The 16,774-nt window shown below is 43.1% G+C and carries 12 protein-coding genes; all 12 read left to right on the top strand.

The genetic code is table 11. The features are described from left to right. Window positions 1–443: 443 nt before the first annotated feature. The gene (gene ilvD / locus H4683_RS18420; protein ID WP_192600297.1) at window positions 444–2,111 is read left to right on the top strand and encodes a dihydroxy-acid dehydratase; all 1,668 of its coding nucleotides are present in this window, start codon (window positions 444–446) and stop codon (window positions 2,109–2,111) included. A 608-nt stretch (window positions 2,112–2,719) separates the two neighbouring features. After that, entirely contained in the window at window positions 2,720–4,477 is a 1,758-nt protein-coding gene (gene ilvB / locus H4683_RS18415) for an acetolactate synthase large subunit (protein WP_192600296.1), read from the top strand. Next, a complete protein-coding gene (ilvN, locus tag H4683_RS18410) occupies window positions 4,474–4,989 on the top strand; it encodes an acetolactate synthase small subunit (protein ID WP_192600295.1) in 516 nt (171 codons plus the stop codon). Before ilvB ends, ilvN begins: the two co-directional genes overlap by 4 nt. A 22-nt stretch (window positions 4,990–5,011) precedes the next feature. Further along, window positions 5,012–5,158, top strand: a complete 147-nt coding sequence (locus tag H4683_RS18405; RefSeq protein ID WP_192600294.1) for a hypothetical protein — start codon at window positions 5,012–5,014, stop codon at window positions 5,156–5,158. Next, entirely contained in the window at window positions 5,151–6,185 is a 1,035-nt protein-coding gene (ilvC, locus tag H4683_RS18400) for a ketol-acid reductoisomerase (RefSeq protein WP_192600293.1), read from the top strand. Before H4683_RS18405 ends, ilvC begins: the two co-directional genes overlap by 8 nt. Then, window positions 6,172–7,713, top strand: a complete 1,542-nt coding sequence (locus H4683_RS18395) for a 2-isopropylmalate synthase (protein WP_192600300.1) — start codon at window positions 6,172–6,174, stop codon at window positions 7,711–7,713. The genes ilvC and H4683_RS18395 overlap by 14 nt, the downstream gene beginning before the upstream one ends. 64 nt (window positions 7,714–7,777) lie before the next feature. Continuing rightward, window positions 7,778–8,878: a 3-isopropylmalate dehydrogenase gene (gene leuB, locus H4683_RS18390; RefSeq protein ID WP_192600292.1), complete on the top strand. Its 1,101-nt coding sequence runs from the start codon at window positions 7,778–7,780 to the stop codon at window positions 8,876–8,878. Between the two features lie 17 nt (window positions 8,879–8,895). After that, the gene (gene leuC, locus H4683_RS18385; protein WP_192600291.1) at window positions 8,896–10,299 is read left to right on the top strand and encodes a 3-isopropylmalate dehydratase large subunit; all 1,404 of its coding nucleotides are present in this window, start codon (window positions 8,896–8,898) and stop codon (window positions 10,297–10,299) included. A gap of 27 nt (window positions 10,300–10,326) precedes the next feature. After that, window positions 10,327–10,920, top strand: a complete 594-nt coding sequence (gene leuD / locus H4683_RS18380; RefSeq protein WP_192600290.1) for a 3-isopropylmalate dehydratase small subunit — start codon at window positions 10,327–10,329, stop codon at window positions 10,918–10,920. 190 nt (window positions 10,921–11,110) lie between these two features. After that, window positions 11,111–12,157: a threonine ammonia-lyase gene (ilvA, locus tag H4683_RS18375; protein WP_420826586.1), complete on the top strand. Its 1,047-nt coding sequence runs from the start codon at window positions 11,111–11,113 to the stop codon at window positions 12,155–12,157. Between the two features lie 909 nt (window positions 12,158–13,066). Beyond that, window positions 13,067–13,987 (top strand): hypothetical protein, encoded by a 921-nt coding sequence (locus tag H4683_RS18365; RefSeq protein ID WP_192600288.1) that lies wholly within the window; start codon window positions 13,067–13,069, stop codon window positions 13,985–13,987. A 405-nt stretch (window positions 13,988–14,392) separates the two neighbouring features. Next, the gene (locus tag H4683_RS18360; RefSeq protein ID WP_225942215.1) at window positions 14,393–16,660 is read left to right on the top strand and encodes an S-layer homology domain-containing protein; all 2,268 of its coding nucleotides are present in this window, start codon (window positions 14,393–14,395) and stop codon (window positions 16,658–16,660) included. Window positions 16,661–16,774: the final 114 nt, after the last annotated feature.

Here is a 16,774-nt window from a genome sequence, read left to right as displayed (position 1 = left end):
CTTTTTTCATTTATTTCATGCACAAGCAAAGACCCAGAAAGCTTATTGGATAGGGGCTAACAGCCCGTTATAAATATTCGGTGAATAATTCAGGAGAAGCTACAGTTTCAATTTGAATTTTTTTAATGTGAAAGGGACTTGTAGACAGTCAAGTTTAGAAATTAGTTCTACGTTTAGAAGCAGAGGCAATCGGTTAACAAGTGAAGAGTAAAAAGTTTTTAAAAAGTTGTGAACAAAATCGTAACCTGCGATATATTGCATATGTAAGCGTTTCCAAGTTAGTTTTACAATTTGAAATTGATTAACAATTATAAATAGAGTGTTGACTCTTCTATTTATCCGCGTTATGATAGCAACAATCCAAATCAGTTCGTGATTCAATTCACAAACTGGATGAATGTAAAACACTTAAATTGTAAGTGATTTGATTAGGGGAGATTTCAATGAGAAGTGACATGATTAAAAAAGGAGTGGACCGTGCGCCACATCGAAGCTTACTATATGCAACTGGCGTTCGAATGAAAGATATGCATAAACCATTCATCGGCGTCTGTAACTCATACATTGATATTATTCCAGGTCATATGCATCTGAATAAATTCGCGGAAGTAGTTAAAGAGGCTATTCGTGAAGCAGGTGGTATCCCATTCGAGTTTAATACAATCGGTGTTGACGACGGGATTGCAATGGGCCATATCGGGATGAGGTATTCACTTCCAAGTCGCGAACTCATTGCGGATTCGGCGGAAACAGTCATTAACGCTCACTGGTTTGACGGAGTGTTCTACATTCCAAACTGTGACAAAATTACGCCAGGTATGCTGATGGCGGCGGTACGTACGAATGTTCCATCGGTTTTCGTATCTGGCGGTCCAATGGAAGGCGGCGTATCTTCAGATGGCAAGCCGCTTTCACTCGTTTCAGTCTTTGAGGGTGTAGGTGCCTACAAACAAGGAACGATGACAGCAGAAGAGCTACTTGACATTGAACAGAGTGCGTGTCCATCGTGTGGATCATGCTCAGGTATGTTCACAGCGAACTCCATGAATTCATTGATGGAAATGCTTGGTGTTACCATTCCGGGTAACGGTACGATTCTCGCTACGTCAAATGAAAGGCATCGCCTCATTAAAGAAGCAGCTGAACACCTCATTCGTATGGTGAAAGAGGATATCAAGCCACGTGATCTCATTACAAAAGAAACAATTGACGATGCATTTGCTCTTGATATGGCAATGGGCGGCTCGACGAATACCGTACTCCATACACTCGCAATTGCTCACGAAGCAGAAATTGAATACGACGTCCGGGAAATTAACGAAGTAGCCAAGCGGATTCCATATCTATCCAAAATAAGTCCTGCATCAGACTATACGATGCATGATGTTCATCTCGCTGGTGGCGTCAGTGCCATTATAAAAGAACTATGTGAAATTGAAGGTGCAGTTCACCCAGACCGGATGACGATTACAGGGAAGACCCTCTATGAAAATGTGAAAGATTCACCAATTCTCAATGAACAAGTAATTCGTCGTAAAGAGAATGCATATAGTCCAGTAGGCGGCTTGTCTGTCCTATTCGGCAATATCGCACCGGACGGCGGAGTTATCAAAGTAGGCGCTGTAGATCCTTCCATTACAGAATTTCGAGGAAAAGCGATTGTATTTGAGTCACAAGAAGCTACGCAAGAGGGAATTGACAATGGCACGGTGCAAGAAGGCCATGTAGTCGTCATTCGCTACGAAGGTCCAAAAGGCGGGCCGGGAATGCCGGAAATGCTCGCACCGACTGCGGCAATCGCAGGACGTGGCTTAGGAACGAAAGTGGCACTCATTACAGATGGACGATTTTCCGGAGCATCTCGGGGCATCTCCATTGGCCATATTTCACCAGAAGCGGCAGATGGTGGTCCGATTGCATTAGTCGAAAATGATGACATCATTACCATCAATTTAACGGACCGGACAATTGAGTTAGAAGTTTCGGATGAAGAGCTTGAAAAGAGAAGGTCATCCTTACAACCGTTCGAACCAAAGATTAAAAAGGGCTATTTAGCCAGGTATTCAAAGCTTGTCACATCCGCCAGTACAGGCGGCGTTATGAAAATCTAACTTTAGTCAAATTTAATACATTTAACTCGATGATGAGGCAAAAGTAGATAGAACTTGTATTCCCAGAGAGCCGGTCGTGCTGAAAGCCGGTAATACAACTATTTGCGACATCACCTCGGAGTGGATTGTTGAACTTACATTGGAGTTCAAAATGGAGGACAAAAAGAGCCAAGGAGTACTAGGAAGCGCAACTTTGAGCAGCGGAGCGTATGTTTTTGATACGTGAGCAGCGGAGAAGCAAGCTGACTGGTCGCAGCCTAAGTACGCCACGGGGTCCTGTGGCAATGACTGCGTGACCTGCATCATGCAGGCCCCTGACAGCTATTTTTCCCGGACATTTTGAACTACCTTACTTAATTGTAGGCAGTCCCGGGTGTGGATAACTCCACCCCCGTTATAAACGAATAGACTTACGTCTATTCATGAGGCGATGAGTTTATCGCGAACAAGGGTGGTACCATGAAAAGCTTTTTCATCCCTATGTAAAGGAAATATTTCTTTGCGTGGGATGAAAAAGCTTTTTATTATCAGAAAAGCGGAAGGCGCCTGGAGGCAAGACAATAATATAGATTAATTAATTTTAAAATAAAAGTAAGGAGGAGTTTTAGATGAATGCTGGAGTTCAAACGAAGCAGGCGGGGACGGAGATGGCCACGGACAAAGTAGTAGAACAAACTGAACAGCCGAATGATGGGTCGGCCGTGCTCATTCAAGCGTTAAAGGACCAAGGTGTCGAAGTTATTTTTGGCTACCCTGGAGGGGCTGTTTTACCAATTTATGATGCGTTATACAAAAACCCCATTTCTCATGTGCTTGCACGTCATGAACAAGGCGCGATTCACGCAGCGGAAGGATACGCGAGGGTTTCCGGAAAACCGGGTGTCGTTATCGCAACGTCTGGACCGGGAGCTACGAATTTAGTAACTGGAATTACAGATGCAATGATGGACTCGTTACCCCTTGTCGTCTTCACCGGGCAAGTTGCAAGTGCTGTCATCGGGACGGACGCCTTTCAGGAAGCGGATATTATCGGAATCACACAGCCAATCACAAAGCATAACTACCAAGTGAAAGATGTGGCTGACTTACCAAGAATTATCAAGGAAGCATTCCATATCGCATCCACGGGTAGACGTGGACCAGTCGTCGTCGACATTCCGAAAGATATTGCAACAGCGCTGTTCATCCCAGTGGAAGAGGTGGATGAAGAAGTGAATTTGCCGGGTTATCAACCGACAACGACACCAAATTTTTTACAAATACAAAAAGCGGCACAAGCGATTTCCCTAGCGGAAAAGCCACTCATCCTTGCCGGTGCAGGCATACTCCATGCACAAGCGATGGATGAATTGAAAGAGTTTATAGAAAAGCATCGAGTTCCAGTGACGAATACGCTTCTCGGTTTAGGAGGGATTCGTGGCGACCATGAACTGTTTCTTGGAATGGCTGGCATGCACGGTACGTACACATCCAACATGGCGCTGAGTGAATGTGATGTACTTGTCAATATTGGAGCAAGGTTTGACGATCGATTGACGGGGAATCTAGCGACGTTTGCGCCAAATGCAAAAATCATTCATATAGATATTGATCCTGCTGAAATCGGGAAAAACGTTCCTACAGAAATCCCAATTGTGGCAGATGCGAAAGAGGCATTACAAGCCTTGTTGAAGCAAGACATTGAATCGCCTAAAGCGGATGACTGGAACACTTATTTGAAAGAATTAACTGCGCAATATCCTTTATGGTATGAGGCTGAAGAAAAGGAATTACTCCCACAACAGGCACTCGAAATTATTCATCGCATTACAAAAGGCGATGCAATCGTAACGACGGATGTCGGACAGCATCAGATGTGGGCAGCACAATACTATTCATTGAATAACCCAGATCATTGGGTGACATCAGGTGGTCTTGGCACGATGGGATTTGGTTTTCCAGCGGCAATTGGGGCACAATTGGCAAAACCGGATAAACGAGTTGTTGCGATTGTTGGTGACGCCGGCTTCCAGATGACAGCACAGGAATTATCGCTTTTACAAGAGCTACGCATCCCGGTCAAAGTTGTCATTTTGAATAACCAGTGTCTCGGAATGGTACGCCAGTGGCAAGAAACATTCTATGAACAAAGGTATTCCCAATCCCTGATTCCAGTTCAACCGGATTTTGTGAAACTGGCAGAAGCATATGACATCAAAGGCTATCGAATCGAGACGTTAGAACAGGCAGAAGCGGTTTTCCAAGAGGCACTATTATCGGATGAACCTGTATTGATAGACTGCCGTGTGAAACAGCTACAAAACGTCTATCCAATGGTGTCGCCAGGTAAAGGATTACATGAAATGATTGGAGTGAGTCGCAAATGAAACGAGTCATTACCGTAACGGTTATTAACCAAAGTGGCGTGTTGAACCGGGTAACCGGGTTACTCATGAAAAGGCAGTTCAATATTGAAAGTATTACGGTTGGCCACATTGAACAGCCGGGCATGTCGAAAATGACGTTCATCGTCAATGTAGAAGATGAACGGAAAATTGAGCAACTCGTTAAACAGCTTCAAAAACAAATCGACGTCATCAAAGTGAATGACATTACGGACAAAGCGATTGTTATGCGGGAGCTTGCTCTAGTAAAAGTCATTTCACCACCGCATGTTAGAAGTGAAATGAACAGTATCATCGAACCGTTCCGAGCGACAATTATCGACACAGGTAAAAACGTCGTCACCTATCAAGTGACTGGAAATCCGGAAAAAATTGAAGCATTTATCGACCTATTGAAGCCCTATGGCATCAAGGAATTGTCGAGAACAGGCGCTACGGCATTCGTTCGCGAAACACAGAAAGTCCAATCACCCCAGTTATCCATTTTGAAATAAGAAAAGCGAGGGCGCCGTCTAGATGCAACAAGCGCTGGAGGACTTGAAGATAAAGGCGCTTTTTTCCTTTAACTTCAAAATCGAAGCGACTCGAGCATCTGGCGACCGGAGTCTAGACATCATTATCAAACCAAAAACCCACTTCGAGGAGGAAATTAATTATGGCTAAAATGTATTATAACCAAGATATCAACGAGGGACTTCTAAAGGACAAAACAATTGCAATCATCGGGTACGGATCACAAGGTCATGCACACGCACAAAACTTGAGAGATTCAGGATTCGATGTTATTGTCGGCGTTCGCGCGGGTAAATCGTTTGATCAAGCTAAACAAGATGGACTAAAGGTTGCAACAGTTAAAGATGCAGCTGAACAAGCGGATGTTATCATGATTCTTTTGCCGGATGAAAGACAGAAAAAAGTGTATGACGAAGAAATACAGCCAACACTTAAAGCAGGGAAATCACTCGTTTTTGCACACGGATTTAACGTTCATTTCGGCCAAATCGTTCCACCTGCTGATGTCGATGTATTCCTTGTTGCACCAAAAGGACCAGGGCACCTTGTTAGAAGAACATTCGAAGCGGGCGCAGGAGTTCCAGCATTGTTCGCAGTATATCAAGACGTATCGGGCCAAGCAAAAGACGTTGCACTTGCGTATGCGAAAGCAATCGGTTCTGCACGTGGCGGCGTACTTGAAACAACGTTCAAAGAAGAAACTGAGACGGATTTATTCGGTGAGCAAGCGGTACTTTGTGGTGGGTTGACAGCACTTGTCAAAGCTGGATTTGAAACGTTAGTAGAAGCAGGATACCAACCTGAACTTGCTTATTTTGAAACATTACACGAAACGAAATTGATTGTCGATTTGATGTATGAAGGCGGAATGGCAGGCATGCGTTACTCGATTTCAGATACTGCTGAGTGGGGCGATTTCGTATCAGGTCCACGCGTTGTCGATGCGGATACAAAAGCACGCATGAAAGATATTTTAACTGACATTCAATCAGGGAAATTTGCTAGAGAATGGATTGAAGAAAACGAAAATGGTCGTCCGAACTTTAACGCGATTGAAAAGGCGGAAGCGGAACACCAAATCGAAAAAGTAGGTCAACAACTCCGTGCGATGATGCCGTTCGTGAATGAAGGTGCAAAATCAAAAGAGGAAGAAGTGGTGGGCAGTGCGAAGAATTGACATATTTGATACGACGCTACGGGATGGTGAACAATCTGCTGGCATTAACCTAAATACAGCAGAGAAGCTTGAAATTGCACGACAGCTTGAAAAATTCGGGGCAACAATTATTGAAGCAGGATTTCCTGCTTCATCCCCGGGTGATTTCGAAGCCGTACAACGCATTGCAAACTTAGTAAAGAACTCGACGGTGACTGGGCTTGCCCGAGCAATGAAAAGCGATATTGATACATCATGGGAAGCACTGCGCGGTGCAGAGCAACCCCATCTTCATATATTTTTAGCGACTTCGCCAATCCATATGCAGTATAAACTCCAAAAAACACCAGATCAGGTTGTCGATATAGCAGTAGAAGCCGTGAAGTATGCACGAAAGAATTTTCCGCTTGTACAATGGTCGGCAGAGGATGGATTTCGCTCAGATCCCGAGTTCTTAGTCAGAATTATTAATAAAGTAATCGCCGCTGGTGCAACAACTATTAATATTCCTGATACGGTTGGCTATGCAACACCTCAAGAATATGGTGCATTGTTCAAGTATATAAAAGAAAATGTAACAGGTATCGATAAAGTAAAACTTTCGGCTCACTGCCATGATGATTTAGGGTTAGCTGTCGCTAATTCAATTGCGGCGATTGAAAACGGTGCAGATCAAGTTGAAGGCACGATTAACGGTATCGGTGAACGTGCAGGCAATGCAGCGCTCGAAGAAATAGCAGTTGCACTCCATATTCGAAAAGACATATACGGTTTTGAAACAGGCATAAATTTAAAAGAAATCAAGCGTACGAGTCAGCTTGTTAGTCAATTGACTGGCGTTGTCGTTCAGCCGAACAAAGCGATTGTAGGGAAAAATGCATTTGCTCATGAATCGGGAATCCATCAAGATGGTATGCTTAAAAATCGTGAAACTTATGAAATCATTACACCTGAACTCATTGGTGAAACGACTGCTCCACTCGCACTTGGTAAACATTCTGGTAGACACGCATTCAAAGACCGTGCCATTACAATGGGCTTTGATTTGAGTGAAGACAAGTTGAACGAAGCGTTTGTGGAATTTAAAAAATTAGCGGATCGTAAAAAAGAAATTTCAGAAGATGATTTGTATGTGCTATTTACAGATCGACAAATTCAACATACCGACGCTCTTATCTATAAATTGGAAACGATTCAAGTTCAATATGGAACGACAAATGTACCGACAGCCACTATTTCGGCGACTGTGCCAAGTGGTGAAACGGTCACTGTGGCGACGACAGGTGCTGGCTCGGTGGAAGCAATTTTCAATACGTTGGAGTTACTTGTTCAAGGAGAAGTTCATATTCTTGATTACCGTGTGACGTCAATCAGTAAAGGCCGCGATGCCCTAGGTGAAGCGGTTGTCAATTTAAGTTTCAATGGTCAAGTATCGATTGGCCGCGATGTTGCACAAGACGTGTTGGAAGCATCTGCGAAAGCCTATTTGAACGCCATTAATAGACAGCTAATTAATGCAAATGTTCGTGTGAAAGAAGTTAGCAAATAATGGAAAATGTAATATTTTAAATAAATAAATGAGCGGATGGACAAAAACAAGGAGGAGAAGTTCTATGGAGAAGAGAGTAGCGGTATTACCAGGTGATGGAATCGGCCCAGAAGTGACAGAAGCGGCGGTGAAGATTCTTGAAGTTATCGCAAGACGTTTCAACCATAAGTTCCATATCGAATACGGAGCAATCGGTGGGAATGCAATCGACAAGCATAATAACCCACTTCCAGATGAAACGATTGCACTTTGTGAAAATAGTGATGCAGTGCTTCTCGGGGCAGTCGGTGGACCGAAATGGGATAACAATCCTTCAGCGCTACGGCCTGAAAAAGGATTGTTGGCTATTCGGAAACATTTCGACCTATTTGCCAATCTTCGACCTGTGAAAGCTGTTCCATCTTTACTCCATGCATCCCCTCTTAAAGAAGAAGTGGCAATGGAAGTTGACATGTTGATTGTTCGGGAACTGACGGGCGGTTTATATTTCGGGGAACCGAGTCATCGAACGGAAAAGTCAGCAGTTGACACGCTTGTTTATACACGTGAAGAGATTGAGCGTATTGTAGAAAAAGCGTTTGAAGTGGCTCGTCTTCGTAGAGGAAAAGTAGCGTCGGTCGATAAGGCGAATGTGTTGGAAACAAGTAAGTTGTGGCGCGAAGTTGTTGAGGAGAAGAAGAAAGCTTATCCAGACATTGAAGTAGAGCATATGTTAGTCGACTCAACTGCCATGAAGCTAATAACCAATCCAGCTGCATTTGATGTTATCGTGACGGAAAACATGTTTGGCGATATTTTAAGCGATGAGGCATCTGTTATTACAGGTTCTCTTGGTGTACTGCCATCCGCTAGTCTCCGCTCTGATGGATTCGGCCTTTATGAACCGGTCCATGGATCTGCGCCTGAAATTGCTGGCCGTGGTTTAGCGAATCCAGCAGCTGCCATTCTTTCGGTTGCGATGATGCTGAATTATTCATTTGGTATGAAAACAGAAGCTTCGGCAATTGAGGAAGCAGTTAATACAGTGTTCGAAGATGGATTCTTCACAGCTGATCTTGCGGCATCAGGGCAACGGGCTTTATCGACACAAGAATGGACAGCTAAAGTGATTGATGAATTAGATGTACAGTTTGTTTCGAATAGTATTATGTTTTCATACGTTTAAGGAAAGGAGAAGGACAAATGATGAAAAATATTATAGAGAAAATTTGGGATCAGCATGTCGTATATGAAGAGAAGGGGAAACCGGATTTGCTCTATATCGACCTTCATTTATTACATGAAGTGACTTCTCCCCAGGCGTTTGAAGGATTGAGGCTGGCGAATCGGACTGTACGGCAACCTGAACTATGTTTCGCGACGATGGACCATAACGTGCCAACGCGAAATAGGGATGCAATTCAGGACCCAATCGCACTCAAGCAAATCAATACCTTACAGACGAATTGTGATGAATTCAACATTCCGCTTGCAAATATGGACCATCCCGATCAGGGAATTGTCCATATTATCGGACCAGAACTTGGTTTGACACAGCCAGGGAAAACAATTGTGTGCGGGGATAGTCATACATCCACACATGGTGCATTCGGTTCAATTGCGTTTGGTATTGGTACGAGTGAGGTTGAACACGTTTTGTCAACACAGACATTGTGGCAAGCAAAACCGAAAACGATGGAAGTCCGCATTAACGGAAAATTGGGCTTCGGTGTCACGTCAAAAGATGTTATTTTGGCGATTATCTCAAAATTCGGCATCGATATGGGAACAGGACATATTATTGAATTTACGGGAGAGGCCATCCGGAATCTGACAATGGAAGAACGGATGACCGTTTGCAATATGTCTATCGAGGCAGGAGCAAAAGCCGGTTTGATTAGTCCGGATGAAACGACAGTCGCATACTTAAAAGGCCGCAAGCATGTTCCGGAAGGTGCGGCATTTGATAAGGCGGCGGCATACTGGTTATCCCTCGCAACAGATGAAGGAGCTACATATGATACCATTGTAGAAATTGATGCGGCTGACATCGAACCATTCGTAACATGGGGAACGAACCCGTCGATGGGTTCAGGCATCTCCGCACATATTCCCTATGCAAAAGACTTTGAATCAGAGTCAGATAAGGATGCACTAAAAAAGGCGCTCACCTATATGGGGCTTGAAGAAGGAATGCCGTTGACATCGATTGCTATCCAACACGTTTTTATCGGTTCATGTACGAACGCGCGGCTAAGTGATTTGCGGGCTGCTGCAAAAGTAGTTGCAGGAAAGAAAGTACATTCTTCTGTGACCGCGATTGTTGTGCCGGGATCACGAACTGTAAAAAAACAGGCTGAAGAAGAAGGGCTTGCGTCCGTTTTCATTGAAGCTGGATTTGAATGGCGGGAGACGGGTTGTAGTATGTGTCTCGCGATGAATGACGATGTAGTTCCAGCAGGGGAGCGATGCGCTTCCACATCGAATCGAAACTTCGAAGGACGTCAAGGAGCTGGTTCTCGCACGCATCTGATGAGTCCAGAAATGGCGGCGGCATCAGCAATTGCAGGTTGTTTCGTAGATGTTAGAGAAATGCAAGCAATCTAGTCGTAACGGCAAAGGAGGATGGAGTAGATGAAACCAATTAATGAAGTTACTAGCGTTTTGACGCCACTTGACCGAAAAAATGTCGATACCGACCAGATCATTTCAAAAGAGTTCTTGAAACGAATTGAGCGGACGGGATTCGGCAAATATCTGTTTTATCATTGGCGTTTTAATGCGGATGATACCAAAGTGGAAGATTTTATACTCAATGATGAACGATTCAAAGAATCCAAAATCCTAGTTGCGCATGAAAACTTCGGTTGTGGTTCTTCGAGAGAACACGCGCCTTGGTCAATTTTGGACTATGGATTCAATGTCGTCATTGCACCCAGTTTCGCAGATATCTTTTATAGTAACTGCATGAAAAATGGCTTACTTCCTATTCGATTGGATGTTTCTGAAGTGGAAGAACTATTGGCGAAGGGGAAACAACAGCCCTATACCATTCATGTTAATTTAGAGAAACAGACAGTGACCGGGCAAGATGAGAAGGCATACTCGTTTGATATCGACCCATATTATAAGCAGATGTTGTTAAATGGTTGGGATGAGATTGCACTTACATTCCAATATGAATCACATATTACTAAGTATGAAGAGCGTCAACAACAGCTCGTTTAATGTTATTCAGCAGAAGAACAATCCCTGCTGAATAACGTTAAAAGTCTCCGGGGATGCCACAGATTTTGAAAGGAGTCAATTGAGCAAGGTTGGGCCTGCGTGGTGCAGGTCAGTTAGCTGGGAGGAATTGAATTTCATTCCTCCTGATTGTCGCAAGGATGTGCCGTTCTTAGGCTAACTTCCTTACTTGATCAGGGCGCAAATACGCCGAGGCGTATTTGATAATACAAGTTCAAAAGGAGATGATGGTATTGGGAATTCGTATGACACAGCGCGCTTATTCGATGCTTTTGAAAGACTGACAGAAATTGTTCACCGAACGCCTTTTAAACAATCCGAGACGTTGAATGAATGGACAAAATCCGAAGTATATTTAAAACTTGAAAATTTACAAAAGACAGGATCCTTTAAAGTGCGGGGGGCATTCAATAAAATTGCACAACTTTCTGAGGAGGAATGTGCGAGAGGGCTATTGGCCGCATCCGCTGGAAACCATGCACAGGGAGTTGCGCTTGCAGGAAGGAAAAAGGGTGTGCCTGTAACTATTTTTATGCCAACGACGACACCAATAGCAAAAGTGGAAGCAACCCGAAGATACGGAGCGACTGTGCGACTTGTTGGACAAAGTTTTGATGAAGCTTACTTGGCGGCCCGTTCCGAACAACTTGCAACAGGCGCAACATTTGTCCATCCATTTGATGATTTAGCTGTTATTGAAGGGCAGGCAACGGTTGCGATGGAGATGTTGCAGCAGCAACCTGACATAGACACGATTGTTGTGCCTGCGGGCGGCGGGGGACTTCTTGCAGGGACTGCGCTAGCTGTGAAAACAATTCGTCCAACTGTCAAGGTAATTGGCGTACAGGCGGCAAATGCACCTGCTATCGTCTCAGCGTATTATGGTTTAAATCGCAATACGACACCCTTTTTACCGACGATAGCGGAAGGAATCCAAGTCAAAGATCCAGGCAAAGTGACGATGGGAATCATTCGCGACTATGTGGATGAAATGCTCACCGTAACCGAAGAGGAGATTTCATCGGCAATCTTGTTCATGCTTGAACGTGAAAAGATGCTTGTCGAAGGGGCAGCAGCGGCAGCGGTGGCGGCTGTCCTAAATAAAAGATTGCCCAATTCAGCAAAACGGATCGGTGTGATTGTTAGTGGAGGTAACTTCGATGTCAGTAAGCTAGCAGACTGTGTCACGAAATGTACTGATTATGTCATTACTATTTGAACGGAAATGCAACGCTGTTCTTAAATCGAATCAACATGTAGAAAAGGAACCCCTGAGGCGATATCAAGGGTTCCTTTTTGTACCTGAACCCATGTCAAGGATTTATCGATGTTGTTTTCTAAATAAGTTGAACGAAAGATTAGCGGTCTATTTATACTTGAATAGTCGAAACAAACGCGTAAAACAAGCATGTATAGATTCAACAAAAGTATAAAAGTTAACTTTAACTTATATAATCCAATAATTTAATAATTTAATAATTAGATAATTCGAATTTCGGAGTTAGATATTTCGACTAAAACCGCATTAAAACGTAGTTTACAACCTGTTTTGGTTAAAAAATATAGAAAACACCCAATTCTTTGGTGAAATAAAGGTGCGACACCAACCAACCAACCAACCAACCAACCAACCAACCAACCAACCAACCAACCAAAGAAAGGATGTTTTTTTTATGTCATCTATTTTACCAGATTCAATTCAACATGACCATCTAAAATCTCTAGTTAACCTCTTTTCAAACAGGAGAAAATAGCTGCTTTCCTACACCAATCTACTATTCGGAAAGAAAAGGTATTTCAGCACTTATTCTCATTCAATTTATCTTTTCGCTCGTGCTACAAGAGAAAAACCTTTACGGTACATTGGAATCAGGGGGTTTTTTCTGATGTACCTAAGCAGGGCGCTGTGTATGACTTGCTGAAACGAACGACGTATAACTGGCCAAAGAAGCGATTTTAGCGGATGGATAAATTGAACCATGTCTAGCTAGGTTTTTCAATAACTCACCAGCATTTTTGAGAAAATAGCTCCTTTTACAGACTTATCTATAAAAGTGCATATGAATTATGCGAATCTAGTTGTACAATAGAATTAGTTACTTGTGATAATAAAAAAAGAGGTGGAATCATGTTTATATCTGCACTGAAAGATCCAAGTTCATTCTCTATGCATGTTCGAGATACAAACAGCACATCGGATGAAGCGTGGCGAAAAGTATGGGGGAAAGAGGCTGCTGCAATAAATCCATTGGCGGCTGTCAATCATGGACGCAACGGTCTTATTCACGAGGCGATTCGTACAAATGACTGGTCCGACTATCATCAATTTCAAGCAAAGCAGCATCCAGCTTGGTACGATAAGGTAAATGGTGAACCTAAGCAGAATAAGTTGTATTATGGCAATATGATTGATGTCCAGAACCGATCACTACAAGAAGCGATTCAGTCTGGAGATGAAAAGGAAATCGCAAAAAGAAAAGCGCATTTGAATGAGCTTATCTCTGATTTTAAGCAAGCACCTGGAGAAGTGCCACATGTCAATGCTTTCATTGCGGATCCTGCACTTGCGAGGGAACATGGCATTAGTAAACCTTCCAATGATTGGTATAACTCGCCTTACAACAATGCACTTGTAGCATCACAAGGCCGATTTGAAGACCAACATTGGTATGATAATCCATACTTTGCAGACCATCCTCAGGAACTGAATTTTGCAGTGGAGGCGGCGCAGGAATACAGACCGGATATCGCAAAAATCACAGCGGCAATCAATAGAGGTGCATATGAACGCAACGTTGCATCTACTTCATTCACTTCAAATAGGGCACAGTCTATTGCCGAAACGGTTGTGGAAGAAACGATGAAGAATGTAAAGGAAGACATAAATCGTACGGAGGATATATTGGCAAAAATGACAGTTGAAAAGCCTCTTCATTCAGTTAGAGATTCTTCAAACGATCCTTTCATAACGCAAGCGGCACAGATTATTGGACAGTTCAGCTCATCGACAATTGTAGAACAGTTATTTAAACGGAAAGATCAAGTCTGATTTGCTGAATGAAACCTTTTAACTTCATTCAGCAAAAGTCTCTCACTTCTATAAGTGGTGAGATGAATGTAAAGTGTTTAGATAGTTCAGTGGAATCTAAACCCCTGTCGACTCGGGGAACTCAGACTAGGAGTGTCGCAAGGATGCGACACTCTTAGGCTAACTTCCTTACTTCCTTACTTGATTCGGGCTTAATACGCTGTTTCGAAATGCTGAAGAATGGAAACACCAAGTAGTGTGATCCTTGCAGTTCGTATTTTAGGGAATACCAAGTTGTATAGAAGCTCGGAAATTAGTAGAATAATCAAAAGCCTCCTATATCAAAGGGAGGCTTTTTCGGTCATTTGTATGCTATCATAGATGATGGATAGTTGGACAAACTATCAGGCAAGGAGGAAAATGTTAATGTTGTATAAGAGAAGGATGAGAGGTGCTTTGAAGACTGGACTTGCAGGGGTTGTATTATCAGTATTTGTTTTTGGTGTTCCTGCTGCTAGTGCAAATCCAGTCAATCAAAGTTTTACGGATGTACATAATGAATTTTGGGCGAAAGATGAAGTGACACAACTTGTCGATTTGAGCATAATCAACGGTTACCCCGATAGGCAATTCAGGCCGGGACTAGAAGTGTCTAGGGGACAGGCTGCAAACTTGATATCAAATGCACTTAAGTTGCCAGTCACACCATTTCAACCGATATTCAAAGATGTCAGCGCGAAATCTTCTCATTTGAAAGGTGCGATGGCTACATTTGACGCAGGCATTTTCTTAGGGAATGAAGATGGAACGTTTGGTGTAGGGGATTCATTAACGCGAGAACAGATGGCAACAGCCATCGTTCGTGCATTCAAATTGCAAGATACGGGAGCGGAGATTCAGTTCAGGGATGAAGATCGTATCAGTGAATCGCATAAATTTGGTGTAAAAGTGCTCGCCCAACATGGCATTACGACCGGGAAGGAAGACGGTACCTTTGATCCTAAAACTCCCGTGAACCGGGCTACATATGTAGTATTCCTTCACCGAGCTATGGTACAGAAGGCATTCATCGAAAAATTGCCCGCTGTTATTTTTGAAGATTCTGTGGCCTACGGAGACTACCAAGCAGTTCGTCAAGAGCAACAATTTGTGGAAGTACCAATCGCACCTAAAGTGAAAACCTATTTACGCTCGGATTATTATATGCAATTTGCTGGTGAGAAAACGATTCAATATGCACATGCGAAGGATGTTGTTTACATATATCGTATTGGTGGGATACCATCTGCCACGTTGGAACTGACCAAAAGGGAACTTCCAAATGGGGATTACTTTTTATTCACAGCATTGAAAAATCCGCAAAGTATTCCGATTACCGTGGATATTATTCAGACGGAAATAGGACTAACAAAGAGCAGACTTTATGAATTCAACAGATTTCCAATCAAGAAAAAGGTAGATGAAATATTTGGCTTTGATTTGACGACGTATCCGACGGGTATTTTCGAAAAAATAGCTAATGATGGGAAGGTATCACACCGCATGATTGGTAAGTCATACCGGTCGGCTGAGCTGAGCAAAACGTACCCAAATGGTGCTGCTAGCCACACAAGGGAATTGCATCAGGAAAGTGAATCATTCAGTGGAGTGCAACTTGGAGAGGACCAACTTTCCGTTTATCGGCTCGAATCGAAAGGTTTCGATGTGGTAGACCAATGGTTATTGACATCTAATGAGCGATTATTTTCAGATCGATCGCAAATGGATGCCTGGATGTTGGAATCTGCAGCGAATTATAAAAAGCGGAACAGCTGGTATACGGCAAAAGGACCTTATAATAAAATGGCAACCACAATCGAACCGATGCCAAAGTCTGGCAGGGGATACGGACGGAACCTTCTACTTGTGAAAGAGGATCGGGTAATGGCGCTTTATATTGAAACGAAGGAACGTTACTTTGAAAATGTACTGTATAACTCATTTTCCAATCTAAATTCTTTTAGAGGGGATTCAACGTACTGGGAGACAGAAGTGACAAGTACCTATTTGAAAGAGTTATTCGGTTTTACAGCTCCATTCGTCGATACAAGATTCAATGAGCAAATTGCGTTGTTCATGTATGAGGGTGGCAAAGCATTTGGTCATACGGATTACAATGTTGGACTGAAAAATTATGCGGATTTGCTTGTATCACAAAAGGAAAAAGGAAATATTATAAGTGTGGACAATTCGTCCTACTACATTTCCGACTATTTCCCCTCTGCGCAAAAAGTGAAGACACATACGTCCATGAACCATCTTCTTGGGGGGATGAATATCCTACTGTTTGCATACCAAGAGTTTAAAGATCCTGCTTACCTAGATACAGCGATTAGTATTCAAACGGCAATTGAAAAAGATGAAGAGCAATGGATTCGACCTGATGGAGACATTTGGTATAAAGTTTCGCCTGAACATACATTTGTTGGGCGCGATTACGTTCATTTAACATTGGAAGATTTGATCCAATCGTATGAAATGTGGTCAATCACCGATCCAACGAAATTGCCGGTACTGGAGCGAATGATTCGTTCTAAAGCAGGGTATTTAGATGCGAAGGAATCGGGCTATACGACAAAGATTAAAAAAGGGCTGGAGCGAATTGGTCTGCCAGAGCTTCTCCCAGCAGGCAAGGAACATACGGATGCTCTGTAAATTTTGATTTTAAATTGATAATTAAAATGTCCCATGCAACGGTGATATCCGACTGCAAGGGACATTTTTTGACGGAAAATACTGGTGAAGGGGTGTTCGCGATTGCCCTTATAG

This window comes from Sporosarcina limicola (genome assembly GCF_014873855.1).
Lineage (GTDB): Bacteria > Bacillota > Bacilli > Bacillales_A > Planococcaceae > Sporosarcina > Sporosarcina limicola.
This window is presented reverse-complemented; position numbering and strand designations above follow the sequence as displayed.

Coding starts and splice junctions, on each gene's coding strand:
- ilvD (WP_192600297.1), top strand. CDS start 444: ATGAGAAGTGACATGATTAAAAAAGGAGTGGACCGTGCGCCACATCGA.
- ilvB (WP_192600296.1), top strand. CDS start 2,720: ATGAATGCTGGAGTTCAAACGAAGCAGGCGGGGACGGAGATGGCCACG.
- ilvN (WP_192600295.1), top strand. CDS start 4,474: ATGAAACGAGTCATTACCGTAACGGTTATTAACCAAAGTGGCGTGTTG.
- H4683_RS18405 (WP_192600294.1), top strand. CDS start 5,012: ATGCAACAAGCGCTGGAGGACTTGAAGATAAAGGCGCTTTTTTCCTTT.
- ilvC (WP_192600293.1), top strand. CDS start 5,151: ATGGCTAAAATGTATTATAACCAAGATATCAACGAGGGACTTCTAAAG.
- leuB (WP_192600292.1), top strand. CDS start 7,778: ATGGAGAAGAGAGTAGCGGTATTACCAGGTGATGGAATCGGCCCAGAA.
- leuC (WP_192600291.1), top strand. CDS start 8,896: ATGATGAAAAATATTATAGAGAAAATTTGGGATCAGCATGTCGTATAT.
- leuD (WP_192600290.1), top strand. CDS start 10,327: ATGAAACCAATTAATGAAGTTACTAGCGTTTTGACGCCACTTGACCGA.
- H4683_RS18365 (WP_192600288.1), top strand. CDS start 13,067: ATGTTTATATCTGCACTGAAAGATCCAAGTTCATTCTCTATGCATGTT.
- H4683_RS18360 (WP_225942215.1), top strand. CDS start 14,393: ATGTTGTATAAGAGAAGGATGAGAGGTGCTTTGAAGACTGGACTTGCA.